Annotated in this window: 16 protein-coding genes and 1 other annotated feature; of the genes, 12 read left to right on the forward strand and 4 right to left on the reverse strand. The window is 39.1% G+C overall.

Going from position 1 to position 19,145, the window contains the following annotated elements; translation table 11 throughout:
* Positions 1–5: 5 nt before the first annotated feature.
* Both B3D98_RS14320 and B3D98_RS14325 read right to left on the reverse strand, forming a co-directional pair.
* On the reverse strand, positions 6–170 hold the full coding sequence (locus B3D98_RS14320; RefSeq protein WP_004226371.1) for a YfhD family protein: 165 nt from the start codon (positions 168–170) through the stop codon (positions 6–8).
* A 131-nt stretch (positions 171–301) separates the two neighbouring features.
* On the reverse strand, positions 302–1,711 hold the full coding sequence (locus B3D98_RS14325; protein ID WP_288583782.1) for a LysM peptidoglycan-binding domain-containing protein: 1,410 nt from the start codon (positions 1,709–1,711) through the stop codon (positions 302–304).
* 154 nt (positions 1,712–1,865) lie between these two features.
* Here B3D98_RS14325 and B3D98_RS14330 point away from each other — a divergent pair, with 154 nt between their 5' ends.
* From B3D98_RS14330 to B3D98_RS14340, 3 genes are all read left to right on the forward strand, one after another.
* Positions 1,866–3,215, forward strand: a complete 1,350-nt coding sequence (locus B3D98_RS14330; protein WP_054549973.1) for an FAD-binding oxidoreductase — start codon at positions 1,866–1,868, stop codon at positions 3,213–3,215.
* Between the two features lie 125 nt (positions 3,216–3,340).
* Positions 3,341–4,132 (forward strand): alpha/beta fold hydrolase, encoded by a 792-nt coding sequence (locus B3D98_RS14335; RefSeq protein ID WP_048393651.1) that lies wholly within the window; start codon positions 3,341–3,343, stop codon positions 4,130–4,132.
* Between the two features lie 24 nt (positions 4,133–4,156).
* Positions 4,157–5,134 carry a sensor domain-containing diguanylate cyclase gene (locus B3D98_RS14340; RefSeq protein ID WP_066037531.1) on the forward strand — a complete coding sequence of 326 codons (978 nt, stop codon included), beginning with the start codon at positions 4,157–4,159 and terminating at the stop codon, positions 5,132–5,134.
* Positions 5,135–5,141: 7 nt separating this feature from the next.
* Here B3D98_RS14340 and B3D98_RS14345 read toward each other — a convergent pair whose 3' ends face one another.
* On the reverse strand, positions 5,142–5,537 hold the full coding sequence (locus B3D98_RS14345; RefSeq protein WP_288583786.1) for a (deoxy)nucleoside triphosphate pyrophosphohydrolase: 396 nt from the start codon (positions 5,535–5,537) through the stop codon (positions 5,142–5,144).
* Positions 5,538–5,709: 172 nt separating this feature from the next.
* On the opposite strand from B3D98_RS14345, the gene B3D98_RS14350 reads away from it, so the two are divergent.
* The 3 genes from B3D98_RS14350 to pheT all read left to right on the forward strand — a co-directional run bounded on the left by B3D98_RS14350 (position 5,710) and on the right by pheT (position 10,332).
* The gene (locus B3D98_RS14350) at positions 5,710–6,474 is read left to right on the forward strand and encodes a TrmH family RNA methyltransferase (RefSeq protein WP_048393656.1); all 765 of its coding nucleotides are present in this window, start codon (positions 5,710–5,712) and stop codon (positions 6,472–6,474) included.
* A gap of 90 nt (positions 6,475–6,564) precedes the next feature.
* Positions 6,565–6,805, forward strand: a binding site (T-box leader).
* Positions 6,806–6,864: 59 nt separating this feature from the next.
* Positions 6,865–7,902: a phenylalanine--tRNA ligase subunit alpha gene (pheS, locus tag B3D98_RS14355; protein ID WP_004226385.1), complete on the forward strand. Its 1,038-nt coding sequence runs from the start codon at positions 6,865–6,867 to the stop codon at positions 7,900–7,902.
* Between the two features lie 12 nt (positions 7,903–7,914).
* Positions 7,915–10,332, forward strand: coding sequence for a phenylalanine--tRNA ligase subunit beta (pheT, locus tag B3D98_RS14360; protein WP_288583791.1), 2,418 nt, complete (start codon positions 7,915–7,917; stop codon positions 10,330–10,332).
* 182 nt (positions 10,333–10,514) lie between these two features.
* Here the strand turns inward: pheT and rnhC are convergent, their stop codons facing one another.
* Positions 10,515–11,438, reverse strand: coding sequence for a ribonuclease HIII (gene rnhC, locus B3D98_RS14365; protein ID WP_103118620.1), 924 nt, complete (start codon positions 11,436–11,438; stop codon positions 10,515–10,517).
* 135 nt (positions 11,439–11,573) lie between these two features.
* Here rnhC and zapA point away from each other — a divergent pair, with 135 nt between their 5' ends.
* From zapA to B3D98_RS14395, 6 genes are all read left to right on the forward strand, one after another.
* Positions 11,574–11,834, forward strand: coding sequence for a cell division protein ZapA (gene zapA, locus B3D98_RS14370; protein ID WP_016991554.1), 261 nt, complete (start codon positions 11,574–11,576; stop codon positions 11,832–11,834).
* 5 nt (positions 11,835–11,839) lie between these two features.
* Positions 11,840–12,379, forward strand: coding sequence for a CvpA family protein (locus tag B3D98_RS14375; protein WP_004226395.1), 540 nt, complete (start codon positions 11,840–11,842; stop codon positions 12,377–12,379).
* A 58-nt stretch (positions 12,380–12,437) separates the two neighbouring features.
* A complete protein-coding gene (gene polX / locus B3D98_RS14380) occupies positions 12,438–14,147 on the forward strand; it encodes a DNA polymerase/3'-5' exonuclease PolX (RefSeq protein WP_288583797.1) in 1,710 nt (569 codons plus the stop codon).
* Positions 14,148–14,165: 18 nt separating this feature from the next.
* Complete coding sequence (locus B3D98_RS14385) at positions 14,166–16,532, forward strand: endonuclease MutS2 (RefSeq protein ID WP_048393664.1); 2,367 nt, start codon at positions 14,166–14,168, stop codon at positions 16,530–16,532.
* Between the two features lie 22 nt (positions 16,533–16,554).
* Positions 16,555–16,968, forward strand: coding sequence for a DUF350 domain-containing protein (locus B3D98_RS14390; protein ID WP_008179180.1), 414 nt, complete (start codon positions 16,555–16,557; stop codon positions 16,966–16,968).
* Positions 16,969–17,415: 447 nt separating this feature from the next.
* Positions 17,416–19,110 (forward strand): AMP-binding protein, encoded by a 1,695-nt coding sequence (locus tag B3D98_RS14395; protein ID WP_048393666.1) that lies wholly within the window; start codon positions 17,416–17,418, stop codon positions 19,108–19,110.
* Positions 19,111–19,145: the final 35 nt, after the last annotated feature.

Raw genomic sequence — 19,145 nt, forward strand, 5'->3', positions numbered from 1 at the left:
CCCCCTTATTTTTTCTGCTTATTCTTATTTTGCGTTACTGTGTTAATTAGCTCCATAAACTCTTGAGAAAATTCCTCACTCACCTTGTTTGGTGCAATCTTTTGGTTTTTTGGCGTTTGAGGTAATGAGCCTTTATTATTGCTTTGACCTTGTTTATTGTCTCTTCCCATGTGAGTTGCTCCTTTCCTGTTGATATAAATTAATATGGCTTTGAAATGAACTTTTTATCCCGTCAGCACAGATCGCACTTCACAAGGAAAAATTCGCATAGCTCTTTGTTTATTGCGAACAATAATGAGTATTAAGATTTTTTAACAGAAAAATTATCGTTTAATAAAACCCAATTTTGAGGAAACGGGAATCCTAATGCCCAATAACTAATGCCACGTAAGTTGTAATGTTTAGTCATGTCAAATTTGGCTTGTGCACTTCTCGCATCTTCAAACCATACCTCGTGTTGCCTTCCTTGCTCATCAACATATCGATAAAAAGGAGATTGTGCCGTTGGATCATATTGGATTGTTGCCCCGTACTTGATGGCCCTATTGAGCGCTTCCTGCGGGCTAAACGTTTCGGCTTCTTGGCCTTTGACATGAGGCAAGAGCCAATCACGCGCATACAACTCAAAACCCAATAAGATTTTATCAGCTGGTATTTCAGTTAAAGCATACTCCACGACTCTTCGCATTTCATTAATCGGGGAAATAGCTTGTGGAGGGCCAAGACGATAGCCCCATTCATATGTCATTAATACAACAAAATCTGCTATTCTCCCATGTGCTTCGTAATCATGCGCTTCATATAATGTCCCAGTTTGTGAAGCACTTGTTTTAGGTGCGAGCGCTGTTGAAACTAAATAGCCTTTTGGATGAAGGGTATCCACAGCCAATTGAATAAAGGCATTGAAATTTTCGCGATCAGCAGGTAAAACATTTTCAAAATCAATATTTAATACTTGATAACCTTTATCTTGCATCACCTGTAATACATTATTCATGACCTTTTTACTTAACTCTGGACTGGACAAGACGACATGTGCTAAATTAGAGCCTTCTTCTGTAGAAGTAAAATTAGTGAGCGTTAACATAGGGATAATATGTTTAGCCTTTGCTGCCGCTATCATATTTTCATCATTAATGGGTTGTAATGTCCCATCTTCCTTCATCTTATAAGCAAAAGGACTAAAATAAGTTAGTAGATGACCAATAGCATTAATGGAGTCTACAGCTTCATCTGAAGGTTGGTAGGAATAAGCATTGACTTCAATCGTTGGTAATTTTCTTGGAATCATCAATTGTGAACCAACATAAAGCATATTGGGAGTGTTTAGTTTATTTTCTATAGCAATGGCTTGAACGGTCGTACCATAGCGCTGTGCTATTTGCCATAAAGTTTCTCCTGGCTGCACGATATGAACAATGGGTGGAATAATTAATTTCGTTCCTGGTGTTAATTGATCGGGATTCGTTAGATGATTTTCTATTATGATAGATTGCAAGGGAACGCTAAATTTCTGTGCGATTGACCATAACGTATCTCCTTTTTGAACGGTATAAATTGTATAAGGAGAAGGGATAACCAGTGATTGTCCGATGGCTAATTGATCAGGAGTAGCTAATGCATTTAATTGGCTAATAGATTGAACGGGTACAGCATAACGATTAGCGATTTGCCACAGTGTTTCGCCAGCACTTACCACATGGATAAGCATAGAACACCTCCAACACGTTGTTGTTATTAGTGCATCATATGTTTCAAGTGTGGAAAAGAGTATTTTAGTGTGATTCTAGAAAAAAGCTGAAATTTCAAATTCTTTCTCAATAAGTTGCATAGGATAAGTATCATTGTGAGAAAGGGGCTTGATGTTGAAAAAGGCGAAGCTCACAGGAAGAATCGTCACGCCTGAAGATTCGGATTATGAACAAGCGAGAACGAATAATAATTTAAATAATCCCAAATATCCGAGTGTCATTGTGTTTTGTCAAAAAACGAAAGATGTGGTTAATGCCTTAAAATGGGCTAGAGAAAACAATGAGCCTTTCAGAATTCGAAGCGGTCGTCATAGCTATGAAAATTTTTCTTTAGTAAATAAAGGGCTTGTCATTGATGTAAGTGATATGAATGATATTTCGGTAAATCTCTCAGAAATGACGGCTAGGATTGATGCTGGAGCTAATATGGGAAACGTATACCGTACATTATGGGAGCATGGTGTTACCATTCCTGCTGGTACAGAAAGTAGTGTTGGGGTGGTCGGTTTGACCCTTGGTGGTGGGATTGGGATGCTATCACGACCATTTGGATTAACTTGTGACAATCTTATTGAAATCGAAACGGTGGTAGCTAGTGAACATGAGGGTGCTCAGGTAATCAGAGCGAATAAGCAACAACATCATGATTTGTTTTGGGCAAGTCGTGGTGGAGGAGGAGGCAATTTTGGTATAGTCACTTCTTTGACATTCAAGCTTCATGCGATTAATGAGGTATCACTGTTCTCTATTACATGGGGATGGGATGACTTTGAAGTGGCCTTTGATGCATGGCAAAAATGGGCTCCCTATACAGATAAGCGTCTAACCTCACAGATTGAGCTAAAAACAAAGGAAGTAGGTGAGATAGTCGCACAAGGTGAGTTTATAGGAACAGCAGCTGAATTAAAGAAATTGCTTCGCCCTCTTAGAAAAACAGGCTTGCCAACAAGTATTTGGATAAAGGAAGTGCCATATAGCAAGGCAATAGAATTTTTTGATTTACCAAGCGGTAATCAGCCTGCGTATCGAAAAAGATCAGGGTCATTTTTGGAGAGACCGTTTCCATATAAGGCGATTCAGAGGATGAAAGAATTTTTAGCCCATGCACCTAATTCAAATACAACAATATGGCAACAGTCTTTAAGAGGAGCAGTAGGTGAAATTGCTCCCCAGCATACAGCCTATTACTATCGCAATGCGATAATAGCTCAAGAATATAATACTTCCTGGAAAAAACCGAAAGAGGAAGAACAAAATATTAAGTGGGTAGAAAATTTACGTCAAGCTTTATCACCTTATACGTCTGGTGATTATGTGAATTTTCCAGATCGATATATTAAGGACTGGCATACAGCCTATTACGGACGTAATTTTAGAAGGCTTCGTGAAGTGAAAACAAAATATGATCCGTATAATGTATTTCAATTTCAGCAGAGTATCCCACCTATTAGGAAGTGGTTGTAGCTGGAGAATGGAGCAGGTGAAGCGGCACTCCTGCTCCTTTTTGATTTTCACGTTTTAGCTTGATAAATACTGTTTAAGGGGTCACAATAAAACTATTACATATATTTCTAAAAGGATTGATTGGAATGGAAAATATTGTTGTTCGTAATAATGTAACAATACTCGGACAAGGGGACCAACCGCTTATTTTTGCACATGGATTTGGCTGTGATCAAAATATGTGGCGTTTCATTACGCCTGCATTTATGGACAAATATAAGATTATATTATTCGATTATGTAGGCTCAGGTAACTCAGATATAAATGCTTATTCATCAGAAAAATATCAATCGTTACAGGGCTATGTACAAGATTTATTGGACATTATTGAAACGCTATCATTACAAAATAGTATTTTTGTAGGGCACTCCATTAGCGCCATGATAGGACTGCTCGCATCTATCCAGCACCCTGACTATTTTAAGAAATTGATTATGATTGGTCCTTCTCCCTGTTATTTAAATGATGATGGTTATCGAGGGGGATTTGAGCGAAGTGATATAGCAGAGTTACTAGACATGATGGAAATGAACTTTACAGGTTGGGCTAGCTATATGGCACCTATTGCAATGAGTAATCCTGAACAGCCAGCATTAACACAGGAATTGAAGCAAACCTTTATAGCAGCAGACCCTATCATTGCAAAGGAATTTGCTGAGGTCACATTTTTATCTGATCATCGAAGTGAATTACCAAAGGTCTCTGTTCCTTCGTTAATTATCCAATGCTCGGAAGATAGTATTGTGCCAAGTAGTGTTGGAGATTATTTGCATCAGCATCTCAAAAATAGCACGTTACAATTAATGGAAGCAAAAGGTCATTATCCACATATTAGTCACCCAAATGAAACGATACAATGTATTGCAGATTTTTTGTAGGGAAAAATGAAAGGATTTTCAACAATGGAAAAACGACTCAACAATGCACCATGTGGATTTCTTTCCATCACACATGAAGGGCTTATTTCAGAAATCAATCGAACCCTGCTAGATTGGATCGGCTATGAGCAAGAGGAATTATTACATATGCATCTAGAAATTCTTCTATCTACGCCCAATAAGATGATTTTTCACTCTTATTTTTATCCTATGATTAATCTAGAGGGGCAAGTAGAGGAATTATTCATTCATCTCAAACAGAAGGACGGAATGTCGGTTCCGTTTTTAATGAATGCCAAATTGTACAAAGAGGATTTGGTAGAGCGCATTGATTGTATTTTAGTAAAGATGAAAAAGCGCATAGATTATGAACAAGAATTACGATCAGCCAAAAAACTACTTGAGGCTGCCTATCAAGAAAAGGATCGTGCATTAGCTAATTTGGAGCAAATTCATGTAGAAATAGAACATCAGCAGGCGAAATTATTGGAAATGAATGCTGCTTTAGTAGAATTATCAATGACTGATAAACTGACCGGCTTGAAAAACAGGAGATTTTTCCAGGAACAACTCGAAAAACATTTTAATCATTTTCATGAGACAGCAGAAATTTTTTCGTTATGCATTTTAGATATCGATCATTTCAAAAAGGTCAATGATACATATGGTCATCAAGTTGGAGACGATGTCCTCGTACAATTGGCACAACTATTACAAATACAAGTACGTCTAGAAGATATCGTCGCTCGTTATGGTGGGGAGGAGTTTATTATCATCCTACCTGAGACCGAGATACCTGCGGCAAAAGAAATCGGCGAAAAAATTAGACACACCGTGGAGCAGGATGGTTGGCCAACAGGCAGTCTTACGATCAGTATGGGAATTGCCACAGTAACTTCAGAAGATACAGAGACGACATTGATAAAAAAAGCAGATAAAGCATTGTATGGATCGAAAGAGCACGGACGAAACAAAGTCACTCATTTTCATGAGATAAAGTGACTAGCCTTTACAATTCCGCCATTAATTTTTGAATAGAAGGAAGATCTGCTGGAGCAAATGGAAGGTCAAGCAATTGGTTGCGGGGAACCCATCTTGCTTCAGCATGTTCTAGAATTTGGGGTGTGCCTTTAATAATTGAAGCTTTGTATGTTTCTAAATGAACGAAAAATTGTTCGTATTCATGGTGTGTTACAGCCACTTGTTTACCTACTTGAATCGTACAGTTAAATTCCTCAAGAATTTCTCGAGAAAGTGCCTGTTTTGGTGTTTCACCCTGCTCTATTTTACCGCCAGGGAATTCCCAATAATTTGCTAATACCATTTGGGGGTTTCTTAAAGCACAGAAAATTTCTTGTTGCTCATTTTCAATTATAGCCCCTACTACATGTATTGTTTTTTTCATTTATATACCTCACTTTGTGTCTTCGTTAGATATGTATGATTATAGCATGTTTAAGTTGTACGCCACTTGCCACCACAGGAAAATAACAGTTTTCTTACTTAGCTATGAAATTTGCTATTTCGTAGGGTATAATAGTGGTCAATATATAGGAAAAAGGCGGTAAGAGGTAGCGATGAAGAGAATTGAATCTACGCAAAATGCGTTAGTGAAATATTGGAAAAAGTTAGCGACAACAAGAAAAGAGCGTGAACGTTCGGGTGAATTCCTAGTAGAGGGCTTTCATCTTGTTGAAGAAGCATTAAAAAATAAAAACCAAGTATTACAAATTATAGTGCGTGAAGGTATCGATTTGCCAATGTTATGGCCAATCGATGATATAGCTATTGTAGAGGTATCGACTGCGGTAGCGAAGGAATTTGCGGAGACAGAAACTTCCCAAGGTGTTTTTGCTGTATGTAAACAGCCCGTCTTAGAGGATAATGTGATGACTACTTGGCGAAAAGTGTTATTAATTGATGCTGTCCAAGATCCTGGTAACATTGGAACAATGATTCGTACAGCAGATGCTGCAGGTTTAGATGCTGTAATTTTAGGAAAAGGCTGTGCCGATCTTTATAACCCTAAAACACTACGTGCTGCTCAAGGTTCGCATTTCCATATTCCGGTAGTGCGTGGAGATTTAGCAGAATGGATAGATATATTACAGGATCAAGGTGTACCAGTATTTGGTACTGCATTAGATGAGGAAGCGGTGCCGTATAGTGATATTCAGCATACGGGTGCATTTGCGATTATTATGGGGAATGAAGGAAGTGGCATTCAGCCTCAGTTATTAGCGATGACAGATCAAAATATGATCATTCCTCTTTTTGGACAGGCCGAATCATTAAACGTCGCAGTAGCAACAGGTATTGTTTTATATGGCTTTGCCAAATAATTAATTGTTCATTGTGGGATTGAGGCAGTTGTCTCTTGATTTGCTACAGTCCATTATTGTATAATTTATTCTAAAATGTATGTTTAAATAATAAATGCTTTGACCGGGAAGTAGTAAAGATTGTGAATGGACGACAGGGAGCGTAGGCCAGAGATTGAGAGCCAACGCCGTATCAATGCAGTTTTGAATTCAGCCCGCGAGCAGCTACCGGGACCAGTGTACTGCTGTAAAGGTAAGCCGGCTTTATCAAGTCGTTATGTCAATGAAGTGATTGTAAGGCTTTGCTTTGCAATAACTAGGGTGGTACCGCGAAAATGTCCTCGTCCCTTTTTAGGGGCGAGTTTTTTTATGCCTAAAAAGCAGGCATTTATTTTCTGAGGAGGTTATAACATGGAAGAGCAATTAAAACAATTAGAGCAAGAAGCACTTGCTAAAATTGAAGCAGCTGCAAATTTAAAAGAATTGAATGAAGTACGTGTTGCGTATTTAGGAAAAAAAGGACCTATCACTGATTTACTAAAAGGGATGGGCAAATTATCAGCTGAAGAACGTCCGAAAATGGGTGCTTTAGTGAATAATGTTCGTGAAAATGTAACGGCAGTATTAGAAACAAAGATTACCGTGTTGGAAGAGGCAGCCATTGCTGAAAAATTAGCGAGTGAGTCGATTGATGTCACTTTACCAGGTCGTGAAATTAAAGTGGGGAACCGTCACCCTTTAACACGTGTCATTGAAGAAATTGAAGATTTATTTATTGGAATGGGCTATGAAATTGCTGAAGGTCCAGAAGTGGAGAAGGATTACTATAACTTTGAAGCACTAAATTTACCAAAAGGTCATCCAGCTCGTGATATGCAAGATTCGTTCTATATTTCCGAGGAAATATTATTACGTACCCATACTTCACCAGTACAGGCTCGTACGATGGAAGCCAAAAAAGGTGAATCGATTCGCATAATTTGTCCTGGTAAAGTATTCCGACGTGATAATGATGATGCAACACATTCACATCAGTTTATGCAAATTGAAGGTTTAGTCATTGGCGAAAATATTCGCATGAGTGACCTAAAAGGAACATTAGATACGTTAGCGAAAAAAATGTTTGGTGCAGACCGCGAAATTCGACTACGTCCGAGCTTCTTCCCATTTACTGAGCCATCTGTAGAGATGGATATCTCTTGTTTCAAATGTGGTGGAGCAGGCTGTAACGTATGTAAGGGCACTGGCTGGATTGAGATTCTAGGAGCAGGTATGGTGCATCCAAACGTATTAGAAATGGCTGGCTATGATCCAAAGAAAGTTTCTGGATTTGCATTTGGTATTGGTGCAGAACGTATTGCGATGTTGAAATATGGTGTTGACGATATTCGTCATTTCTATACAAGTGACACTCGCTTCTTATCACAATTCGAGCGAACAGAAGCGTAAGGGGGATAAAACATGTTAGTATCATTAGAATGGTTAAAAGATTATATCAATACGCAGGACTTAGCACCTGAGCTATTAGCAGAAAAAATTACACGCTCTGGGATCGAAGTAGATGCAGTAATTGATCGTGCTAATGCTATGGATAAAGTTGTAGTTGGTTATGTAGTTTCTAAGGAGAAACATCCAGAGGCTGATAAGTTAAATATTTGCCAAGTTGACGTTGGCGAAGCAGAGCCTCAACAAATAATTTGTGGTGCACCGAATGTTGATGCTGGTCAGAAAGTCATTGTTGCTCGTCCAGGTGCACATTTACCAGGTGGCATTAAAATCAAAAAAGCAAAACTTCGCGGTCATGAATCGAACGGAATGATTTGTTCCTTACAAGAGCTTGGAATCGAAGGAAAGCTTGTTCCTAAGGCGTATTCAGAAGGTATCTTTGTCCTACCAGCAGATGCAGAAGTAGGCACAGATGCACTGGCTATATTGGGCCTACGTGATACAGTGTTAGAACTAGGACTAACACCAAACCGCTCAGATGCCCTTTCAATGCTAGGTGTAGCGTATGAAGTAGGTGCCATTCTTTCAGAGGAAATTAAATATCCAGAAATTTCCTATCAAACTGCTAGTGAAAAAGCACAGGATTACCTGAAGCTTCATGTAGAAGATTTACAAGCAAATCCTATGTATGTAGCAAAAGTTGTGAAAAACGTAAAAATCGGTGAATCACCAATGTGGCTACAAAATCGTCTAATGGCTGCGGGAGTACGTCCACACAATAATGTCGTAGATGTAACGAACTATGTATTAATGGAATATGGTCAACCTTTACATGCTTTTGACTATGATAGTCTAGCAACGGGTGAAATCGTTGTTCGTAAAGCAACAGAAGGTGAAAAAATTACAACATTAGATGACCAAGAACGTACATTAAAAGCTTCAGATTTAGTCATTACAAATGGCAAAGAGCCAGTAGCCATTGCTGGTGTAATGGGTGGTGCTAATTCAGAGGTAACAGATTCAACAACGACTGTTGTCATTGAGTCAGCCTATTTTGATGGTTTAACAGTGCGTCAAACGTCTCGTCATCTTGGCCTACGCTCAGATGCATCGGCTCGTTTCGAAAAAGGGGTAGACCCAAATCGTGTCTTACTAGCTGCTGAACGTGCTGCCGCTCTACTTGCTGAATTAGCAGGAGGCGAAGTATTAGAAGGTACATGTTTAGTAGATGAGTTAGATAAAACACCAGCGCGAGTAGTCGTTTCCCCAGATTTTATTAATGAACGTTTAGGTATGAAGATTGCATTAGAAGATATGCTTTCTATTTTAGAGCGTTTAAAATTTGGTGTAGAGGCAGCAAATGGTTTATTAATTATTGATGCACCAACACGTCGCCAAGATATTAAAATTGAAGAGGATATCGTGGAGGAAATTGCTCGTCTTTATGGTTATGATGAAATCCCAATGACATTACCAGAGGGTGCAACACAAGTAGGTAATTTATCACCTTACCAAGCAAATCGACGTGTTGTTCGTCATTACATGGAAGGGGCTGGCCTATATCAAGCGGTAACTTATTCGTTAACGTCGGATGCATTGTCACAACGTTTTGCTTTGAAAGCAGAGCCGGTAACTCGCTTGCTTATGCCAATGAGTGAGGAGCGTTCTACATTACGTCAAAGCCTTATTCCACATTTAATCGAAGCGGCGGCTTATAATGTTGCACGTCAAGCTGAAGGCGTGGCTTTATATGAAATTGGCTCCGTGTTCCTTGGTCAATCAGATGAGGGGCAACCATATGAGGAAGAGCATGTGGCAGCAGTACTAACTGGCAAATGGCTAGACCATGCTTGGCAAGGTGAGAAAAAAGCTGTAGATTTCTTTGTGCTAAAAGGTATCATCGAAGGTGTCATTGGCAAACTTGGCTTAGCAAATCGCATGACATTTGTGAAATCACAAGTGGATGGCTTACATCCAGGTCGTACGGCTAGCATTTTATTGGATGGCAAGCAAGTCGGCATCATTGGTGGACTTCACCCAGCAGAGCAAAAAGCATGGGGTGTAAAAGACACGTATGTAATGGAAATGAATTTAGTGGCGCTATTAAGTGCAACGGCACAAGAAGCACCACTTGCCTATACACCAGTACCTCGTTTCCCAGCTATGTCTCGCGATATCGCTCTTATAATGGACCGTACAACAACAGCGGGCGAAGTAATGGAAGCTATTGATGCAGCGGGTGTGAAACTATTAAAAGATATCCGCGTATTCGATGTTTACGAAGGGGAGAAAATGGAACCAGGTAAAAAATCGGTTGCCTTCTCACTGACATACTTTGATCCAGAACGTACTTTAACAGACGAAGAAGTAGTGGCCGCACATAACAAAGTGTTAAAAGCCATTGCTACGATTGCAGGCACAGAAGTACGCTAATATATGAAAAAAGACTGTCTTACGAGGCAGTCTTTTTTTGTTTGAGAATGGTGAAGATGATGATCCAAAAGGTGAAGAAAGAATGATCCAAAAAATGAGGAAAGCGCTCAAAAAGGTTCCTAATGCGTCTCACGCTCATCAGGAACCCCAAAAAAGCTTTTTTAAGCAACCAATAGTATGATTTACTTCATCTTCCGTGCTTTATCAGTGTTGGCGAAATGCCATTTTGTGATGGAGCGTAGAAATTCTTCGCCCTGATTACGCCAGATTCGGGCTGCTTGCACATCTACCTTGTTAGAGGCGCCCTTCATTAATGTAAGCCCTGTAATGTCACTCAAACGGTCCATTTCCTTTAAAAAGGCAGCACGAGCTAAAATAGATGCTGTAGCCACAGCTACATGTAATTGTTCTGCTTTAGTAGAAAAGTAGACATTCTCTTGTACAAGTTCACGTTCATTTTTTAAATAATTGTAATAGACACCACGTTCAGCAAACTGGTCGATTAAGATAAATTCAGGTTTTTCAGGTGCCATTTTTGATAGTGTGTTTTGTAGCGCCTTGTTATGCATCATGGCTTTCATTTTACCTTGGGAATAGCCTTTCGCTTGTAAGTTGTTATATTTCTCGTTGCGTAAGACGAGAACACTATGGACACAGGCTGCACGCAAATCAGGTGCAATTTTCCTCATATAGTCATCTGTTAGCATTTTTGAATCTTTTACGCCAAGCTCATTCATGAGTTCGATTTTGGAAGTAGGTACATATACTGCTGCTACAGTGATTGGACCAAAATAATCACCTGTGCCCGTTTCGTCTGAGCCTAAGACAGACATGGTTGCGAAATTGTTAGGCAGTACATCCCCTTTTGCCCCGATAGTGGAGAGTGGAGTAGCAGTTTTTTCAACAGTTCCCCAACGTGCTGCCTCACGTTCAGCACCGCCCCCCTGAAACATTAATTTGCCTGATTTATACATAGTTATGGCTGTATCTGGTAGTTTTGCCGCAAAAATGACTCCCGGAGCCTTTCGTTCTATAAAGTGCGATGCATAGTAAGCCATCACCTCTTTTTGAATATTTGTTGAAATGGAAAGCACAATATTTGCCATTTAATCGTTCCTTTCTGTCCTCGTTGTTCACAATTTTATACCTTTCATGGTATGATAATAAATAGCTTTTTTGTGTGATGGTGCTCACAAGCCTCTAAAATCGTGTGTGCATCGAATTTATAGGAGGGTGCGACTATGGAAAAACAAGAAAAGAATAAAATTTCTGTTGAAATATATGGTCATACATATAAAATGGTCGGCTCTGAATCCATTGGCCATATGCGACTTGTTGCTTCGATTGTTGATGACCGTATGCGCGAGATGAACGTACATAATCCCTCACTTGATAGCACAAAACTTGCTGTTCTGACAGCAGTAAATACAGTTCATGATTATTTACTATTAAAAGAACGAATGGAGCAATTAGAAGAAGAATTGAAAAAGTTAAAGGGTTGAAGAGAATGTTAGATTTAATCATATTAGTGGTACTGTTAGCTGGTATAGGCGTCGGTGCAAAACGAGGTTTTATTGTACAGATGATGCATATTGTCAGCTTTGTAGTAGCCCTAATTGTTGCGTATATTTATTATAAGCCATTAGCACAAAAATTTGTATTTTGGGTTCCGTATCCAGGTGTCACTGACACAGGTAGCCTTGGCGTTGTCATTGATAGTCTAGATTTAGACCGCACCTTTTATCGGGTAATTGCCTTTGCTGTTATTTTCTTTGCAGTAAAAATAACGTTGCAAATCGTGGCATCGATATTTGATTTTATCGCGTATTTGCCGGTGCTAAATACAGTGAATCGTTGGCTTGGGGCGTTACTTGGCATGATTGAAAACTATTTAATTATGTTTATTTTGCTATATGTGTGCGCCTTATTACCAGTAGATGCCATACAAAATTTAATGTCGAAGTCATTGTTAAGTGGTCTTATGTTGGAGCATACACCAATTATTACAAAGATGTTCCAAAACTGGTGGTATATTTATATGCAATAGTAACTGTGCACTTCTCTCTGTCTTGAGGGAAGTGTTTTTACGATAGGAGGAATTACCAATGAATAAAAAAACAATTATTCGCACACTCGAAAAAATTGCTTTATATATGGAACTACAGGGAGAAAATCCATTCAAGGTATCAGCCTTTCGAAAGGCTGCGGCAGCACTAGAGGGGGACGAGCGTTCATTAAGCGAAATGGATGATGTAACAAAACTCAAAGGTATTGGCAAGGGTACTGCGGCTGTAATAGAGGACTTAATGTTAACAGGTGAATCGAGTTTGTTAAAGGAGTTAGAAGAAATTGTACCTAAAGGGTTACTGCCATTGCTAAAATTACCTGGCTTGGGAGGAAAAAAAATTGCGAAACTACACCAAGAGCTTGGTATTGACTCTGCAGAAAGCTTGAAGGCAGCTTGTGAGGCAGGAAAAGTACGTGAATTAGCTGGATTTGCTGTAAAAACTGAGGAGAAGATTTTAAAGGAGCTAGCCAATTTAGCAAATCGTTCAGAACGACTACCAATTTGGCAGCTTGAGCCTGTGGTTTTACAAATTGAGGCGCTTCTAGGTAGTATGAAGGAAGTAGACCGGTTTTCAGTTGCTGGGAGTTTCCGTCGAGCATTAGAAACTAGCAAAGATATTGATTTTATTGTTGTGACAGAAGCAGTTGAGGAAGTACGCGAAAACTTGTTAAATAGCTTGGCCATTCAAGAAGTCGTGGCGGCAGGGGATACAAAAATTTCGGTGATTTTAGACTTAGATGAACCAGTTAGCGTTGATTTCCGTTTAGTGAAAGACAATGAATATGCGACTGCGTTGCATCATTTCACAGGTTCAAAAGATCATAATGTTCGTATGCGGCAAATTGCCAAAGCCCGTGGTGAAAAAATAAGTGAATATGGAGTGGAACAGGAAGATGGTACCGTTTTAACGTTCCAAGACGAGGCAGCATTTTTCGCTCATTTTGATCTACCTTGGATTCCACCGAGCTTACGGACAGGAACAGCAGAATTTGACAAAACAAACATAATTCAAAACTTAGTTCGACTAGAGGATATTAAAGCTGATTTGCATATGCATACAACATGGTCGGATGGAGCATACTCTGTTGCAGAAATGGGCGAGGCGTTACTAGCACGGGGCTATCAATATAGCGTTATTACAGACCATTCGCAATTCCTAAAAGTAGCAAATGGATTAACGCCAGAGCGTTTAGAAAAGCAGCGTGGAGAAATTGAGGCGTTTAATACAGCACATCCAGATTTTCATTTGTTTAAAGGGACGGAGATGGATATTTTACCAGACGGCTCCCTTGATTTCGAAGATCAGGTGTTAAAAGAGCTCGATTTTGTTATTGCTTCCATTCATTCTAGTTTTACACAATCACAAGATAAAATTATGGCACGTTTACTAACAGCTATGCAAAATCCCTATGTTCATATGATTGCCCATCCGACTGGTAGAATTATTGAAGATCGCGATGGTTATAATCCTGATATGAAACAGTTAATTGCCTGGGCAAAGGAATATGGTAAAATTTTAGAGTTAAATGCAAATCCGTATCGTCTCGATTTATGTGTAGAACATTTAGAAATAGCATGCGCTGCAGGTGTGCCAGTAGCCATCAACACAGATGCGCATGATATTGCACATTTACGTTTTATGGATATTGGGGTTCGCTATGCAAATAGAGCATGGTTACCGAAAGATATGATTGTGAATACATGGACGCGTGAACAGTTTGAAGCGTTCATACAACGAAATAAATAGGCTGAGGAGGTGTTCTCAGTGATTGCAGAACGCGCATTGAAAACACTAGAATACGATAAAGTTAGGCAACAAGTGGCTTCCTATTGTACTTCCTCCATTGGTAAATCTGCCATTGAGGAGCTTGTGCCACAAACAGATTTTGATAAAGTAGTACAATTATTAGAGGAAATGGATGAGGGACTTTCCATTTTGCGTGTGAAGGGCAATGTACCAATGGGAGGAATTTTTGATGTCCGTCCCTCTGCCAGACGTGCTCAAATAGGAGGCATGTTAGCAGCAGTAGAACTAATGGAAATTTCGAGCACGATTCGAGCAAGCCGAATTCTACGCAATTTTATTGAAGATTTAGAAGCCGATGAAGTGATTGATATTCCCCATTTCATCTCCAAAAAGGAAGCAATGCCTGTCCTAACAGGATTGCAACATGAAATTAATAACTGTATTGACGACAATGGAGCTGTCTTAGATTCTGCTAGTCAAACATTGCGCTCTATTCGCCAATCTTTGCGTGCTGAAGAAGGGAAAGTCCGCTCTAAGCTGGAAAGTTTAATTCGGGGAAGTAATGCAGCGAAAATGCTTTCTGATACACTTGTGACAATTCGTAATGATCGCTTTGTTATTCCCGTAAAGCAGGAATATCGTCACCACTATGGTGGGATTGTCCATGACCAATCTTCTTCTGGTCAAACCTTATTTATTGAGCCAGATTCTGTTGTCCAAGCAAACAATGAAATTCATCGCTTGAAAATGAAAGAGCAGGCAGAAATTGAACGTATTTTACTAGCATTAAGTGCAATGGTGCAAGAAGTAGCATCAGATTTATTTAACTTAGTGAAGGTATTAGGCGATATCGATGTCATTTTAGCAAAGGGCAAATATGGCCAAGCCAATAAATGTACAATGCCTAAAATGAATCAGGATGGCTATATCCGACTAATACGTGCACGTCATCCACTACTACCAATAGAATCAGCTATTCCAAATGATATTGAATTTGGTAAAGACATTACAGCTATTGTCATTACAGGTCCTAATACAGGTGGTAAAACGGTGACATTAAAAACGGTTGGTCTGTGTACATTAATGGCACAAGCTGGATTACCAGTGCCAGCATTAGATGGCTCAGAACTTGCTGTATTTGAGCAATTATTTGCCGATATTGGTGATGAGCAATCAATTGAGCAGTCACTTTCTACGTTCTCGTCCCATATGGTTAATATTGTTGACATCCTACAAAAATTTGATCACGAATCACTTGTTCTTTTTGATGAGTTAGGGGCAGGTACTGACCCACAGGAAGGGGCAGCCTTAGCCATTTCAATCTTAGACGAAGTACATGGGCGCGGTGCTCGTGTAATGGCTACAACTCACTATCCTGAGCTAAAAGCTTATGGCTATAATCGACCAGGTGTAGCCAATGCCAGTGTAGAATTTGATATTGAAACTTTGAGCCCGACCTACCGTCTACTTATCGGTGTACCTGGGCGTTCAAATGCATTTGAAATTTCCAGTCGTCTTGGTTTACCTGAATCCATTATTGATCGTGCTAAAGGCTTTACTGGAACCGATCGACATGAGGTTGAATCGATGATTGCCTCATTGGAAGAAACACGTCGCCAATCTGAAGATGATGCAGAGCGTTCACATGCATTGCTATTAGAATCAGAAACATTACGTAAAGAGCTTCAAGATAAATTGCAAGCCTATGAGGAGCGTAAAGAGGCGCTTGATAAGAAGGCGAAGGAAAAGGCACGTAAAATTGTTGATGAAGCAAAACGTGAAGCAGAAGCGATTATTGCAGAGCTTCGAGAAATGCGTAAAAATGCTGATCAAGTTGTCAAGGAGCATGAATTGATTGAAGCACGTAAACGCTTGGAAGAAGCAACACCACTTGAAGACAATAAAGTGCTAAAAAAGGCGGCACAAGTTAAAGCTCGTGCACAAAACTTAGTTGTCGGAGACGAGGTAAAGGTGTTAAGCTATGGTCAACGAGGTACTTTGTTAGAAAAGGTGTCGAATACCGAATGGGTTGTCCAAATGGGGATTTTAAAAATGAAAATCTCAGATAGTGATTTGGAATATATTAAACCTGAAAAAGAGCCTGTATTACGAACAGCTGGTGTGAAAAATCGAAATAGTCATGTGAAACTAGAATTAGATTTACGTGGTGAACGTTATGAGGATGCAATCGTAAGAACAGAGAAATATATTGATGATGCATTACTCTCTAATTATGGTCGTGTGTCCATTATTCATGGAGTTGGTACAGGGGCTTTACGTCAAGGAATTCAAAGCTATTTGAAAAAGCATAAGCGCGTAAAATCCTTCCGTTTTGGTGAAGCCGGTGAAGGGGGCTTAGGCGTCACAGTTGTTGAATTGAAATAAGCTATAAAGGGGACGGAGAAAAATGCTGAATTCTGGCTTTTGGCGATATCCAATTATCGAAACGGCAGGATATTTTAGTGTTGTAGTATTATGTTTAGTCGTCTCGATGGCATTGTTCGAAGTCGTTACGAAATATAAAAATTGGGAAGAAATTAAAAAAGGTAATGTCGCTGTGGCTCTTGCAACAGGTGGAAAAATACTAGGGATTTGTAATATCTTCCGCTTTTCCATTGCACGTCATAGTACATTAAGTGAAATGATCGGTTGGGGCCTTTTTGGCTTTACATTATTGATTGTAGCGTATTTCTTATTTGAATTTATGACACCTCGTTTTAACGTTGATCAAGAGATTGCCAATGATAATCGCTCAGTTGGTTTCATTTCCTTTACCATTTCAGTCGGTCTTTCGTTTGTAATTGGGGCAAGTATTGCATAGGAGTGTCATGACATGGAAAAATTAGCAAAAGTACTAATCGTTGTCTGTATTGCATTTTTGGCAGTAGGTGTCTACTATATGTTAACGATTTAAATAAAAAACGCATTCTCTTTATGAGGATGCGTTTTTTGTTAATTTAACATAGCATAAATTTCTACTACAACCTATTAACTTTCTTTCATAAAACTCTATTAAAGGGTAGAAAAATTATTTTTATAATATAGGAATATGCTGGTTATTTTTTTATGGAGTAACTCAAGAATGAACGAGCATTCATAAGGTGTATTCAAATAAATCCCGATAAATATCAATCATATTAATGTTGTTAATTGCATAATAATTAATCGAAAATGCATTTATTTTCTATTTTCTGTTTGAAACTGTATTTCTTTTTCATTATAATAAATATAAGAATTGACAAAGTTTGGGACAAAGGGGAGAGGACGTATGACAGCAAAACCATGGCTAGCAAATTATCCTGAAGAAGTACCATCGTCTTTAACGTTTGAGGAAATTCCAGTGCAAGAGTTTTTGACACGTGCCTATAAAAAGAATCCATCCAAAGTAGCGATTCATTTTATGGGAAAGGATTTGACGTACACCGAGCTATATGAGTCAGCTTTAAGGTTCGCAAACTATTTACAAGCACTAGGTGTGGAAAAGGGAGATCGAGTAGCAATTATGCTGCCTAACACGCCACAAAGTGTAATCGCTTACTATGGTGCCATGTATGCAGGTGCTGTTGTAGTACAAACAAATCCACTTTATACTGAACGTGAGCTTCAATATCAAATGGCTGATTCAGGAGCAAAGGTGATTCTCGTAATGGATATTTTATATCCGAGAGTCATGAAAATTATGAAAGAGACAGCTCTTGAAAATGTCATTGTGACAGCTATTAAAGATTATTTACCATTCCCAAAAAATTTAGTCTATCCATTTATTCAAAAAAAGCAGTATGGCTTTAGTGTCAAGGTTGAACATAGCGGCCAAAATCATCTGTTTTCAGAAATTATGCGTTCAGCACCAATTAAGATAATTGACAATATGCCATTTGATTTTGAAGAAGACCTAGCACTCCTTCAATATACGGGAGGGACAACAGGTTTTCCAAAAGGCGTTATGCTGACCCATAAAAATTTAATTGCCAATACGACAATGTGTGATGCTTGGATGTATAAATGTGTTCATGGTGAAGAAACCATTATGGGCATTCTACCATTCTTCCACGTCTATGGCATGACAACTGTTATGCTTTTATCTGTATTTACTCAAAATAGAATGGTGCTTTTACCGAAGTTTGATGCTGAAACGGCATTAAAGACGATTGATAAACAAAAACCAACACTGTTCCCCGGCGCACCAACCTTATACATCGGCCTTTTAAATCACCCAGACATTGCGAATTATGATTTATCATCCATTAAGGCATGCCTAAGTGGCTCTGCTTCATTGCCAATTGAAGTGCAAGAGAAGTTTGAGGCAGTGACTGGTGGAAAGCTAGTAGAAGGATATGGGTTAACAGAAACCTCACCTGTAACACATGCTACGCCAATTTGGGGGAAGCGGGTGATTGGCTCGATTGGTTTACCTTGGCCAAATACAGAAGCGGTTATTTTACGTACAGGTGATACAGAAGAGCTACCTATTGGTGAAGTTGGTGAAATTGCTGTTAAAGGACCACAAGTAATGAAGGGCTACTGGAACCGTCCAGAGGATACAGCTGCGACATTTGCTGATGGTTGGTTTTTAACAGGTGATCTTGGTTATATGGATGAGCAAGGCTTCTTCTATGTAGTAGATCGTAAAAAAGATTTAATAATAGCAGGCGGCTTTAATATTTATCCACGTGAAGTAGAAGAAGTGTTATATGAACGTGAAGAGATCCAAGAGTGCGTAGTAGCAGGCATACCTGATCCGTATCGTGGTGAAACAGTTAAAGCTTATATTGTATTAAAAGAAGGATATTCGATTACTGAGGACGAATTAAATAAATATTGCCGTCAGCATCTAGCAGCTTTTAAAGTTCCGCGTTATTATGAATTTAGAGAAGAGCTGCCAAAAACAGCTGTAGGAAAAATTTTGCGTCGTACGTTAGTTGAAGAAGAAAAAACAAAATTAGCGAATAAAGAAGCGAAATAAATACCTGTGAAAGTATTGACAAGCAATGCTGTAAA

Source organism: Lysinibacillus sp. UBA5994 (assembly GCF_002429725.1).
Classification (GTDB): domain Bacteria; phylum Bacillota; class Bacilli; order Bacillales_A; family Planococcaceae; genus Lysinibacillus; species Lysinibacillus capsici.

Excerpts from the sequence above, each read along its gene's own strand:
- B3D98_RS14325 (WP_288583782.1), bottom strand. The coding sequence starts at position 1,711 with ATGCTTATCCATGTGGTAAGTGCTGGCGAAACACTGTGGCAAATCGCT.
- B3D98_RS14395 (WP_048393666.1), top strand. The coding sequence starts at position 17,416 with ATGACAGCAAAACCATGGCTAGCAAATTATCCTGAAGAAGTACCATCG.
- B3D98_RS14340 (WP_066037531.1), top strand. The coding sequence starts at position 4,157 with ATGGAAAAACGACTCAACAATGCACCATGTGGATTTCTTTCCATCACA.
- B3D98_RS14345 (WP_288583786.1), bottom strand. The coding sequence starts at position 5,537 with ATGAAAAAAACAATACATGTAGTAGGGGCTATAATTGAAAATGAGCAA.
- zapA (WP_016991554.1), top strand. The coding sequence starts at position 11,574 with ATGGAAAAACAAGAAAAGAATAAAATTTCTGTTGAAATATATGGTCAT.
- B3D98_RS14350 (WP_048393656.1), top strand. The coding sequence starts at position 5,710 with ATGAAGAGAATTGAATCTACGCAAAATGCGTTAGTGAAATATTGGAAA.
- pheS (WP_004226385.1), top strand. The coding sequence starts at position 6,865 with ATGGAAGAGCAATTAAAACAATTAGAGCAAGAAGCACTTGCTAAAATT.
- rnhC (WP_103118620.1), bottom strand. The coding sequence starts at position 11,438 with ATGGCAAATATTGTGCTTTCCATTTCAACAAATATTCAAAAAGAGGTG.
- pheT (WP_288583791.1), top strand. The coding sequence starts at position 7,915 with ATGTTAGTATCATTAGAATGGTTAAAAGATTATATCAATACGCAGGAC.
- B3D98_RS14390 (WP_008179180.1), top strand. The coding sequence starts at position 16,555 with ATGCTGAATTCTGGCTTTTGGCGATATCCAATTATCGAAACGGCAGGA.
- B3D98_RS14320 (WP_004226371.1), bottom strand. The coding sequence starts at position 170 with ATGGGAAGAGACAATAAACAAGGTCAAAGCAATAATAAAGGCTCATTA.
- B3D98_RS14335 (WP_048393651.1), top strand. The coding sequence starts at position 3,341 with ATGGAAAATATTGTTGTTCGTAATAATGTAACAATACTCGGACAAGGG.
- B3D98_RS14375 (WP_004226395.1), top strand. The coding sequence starts at position 11,840 with ATGTTAGATTTAATCATATTAGTGGTACTGTTAGCTGGTATAGGCGTC.
- polX (WP_288583797.1), top strand. The coding sequence starts at position 12,438 with ATGAATAAAAAAACAATTATTCGCACACTCGAAAAAATTGCTTTATAT.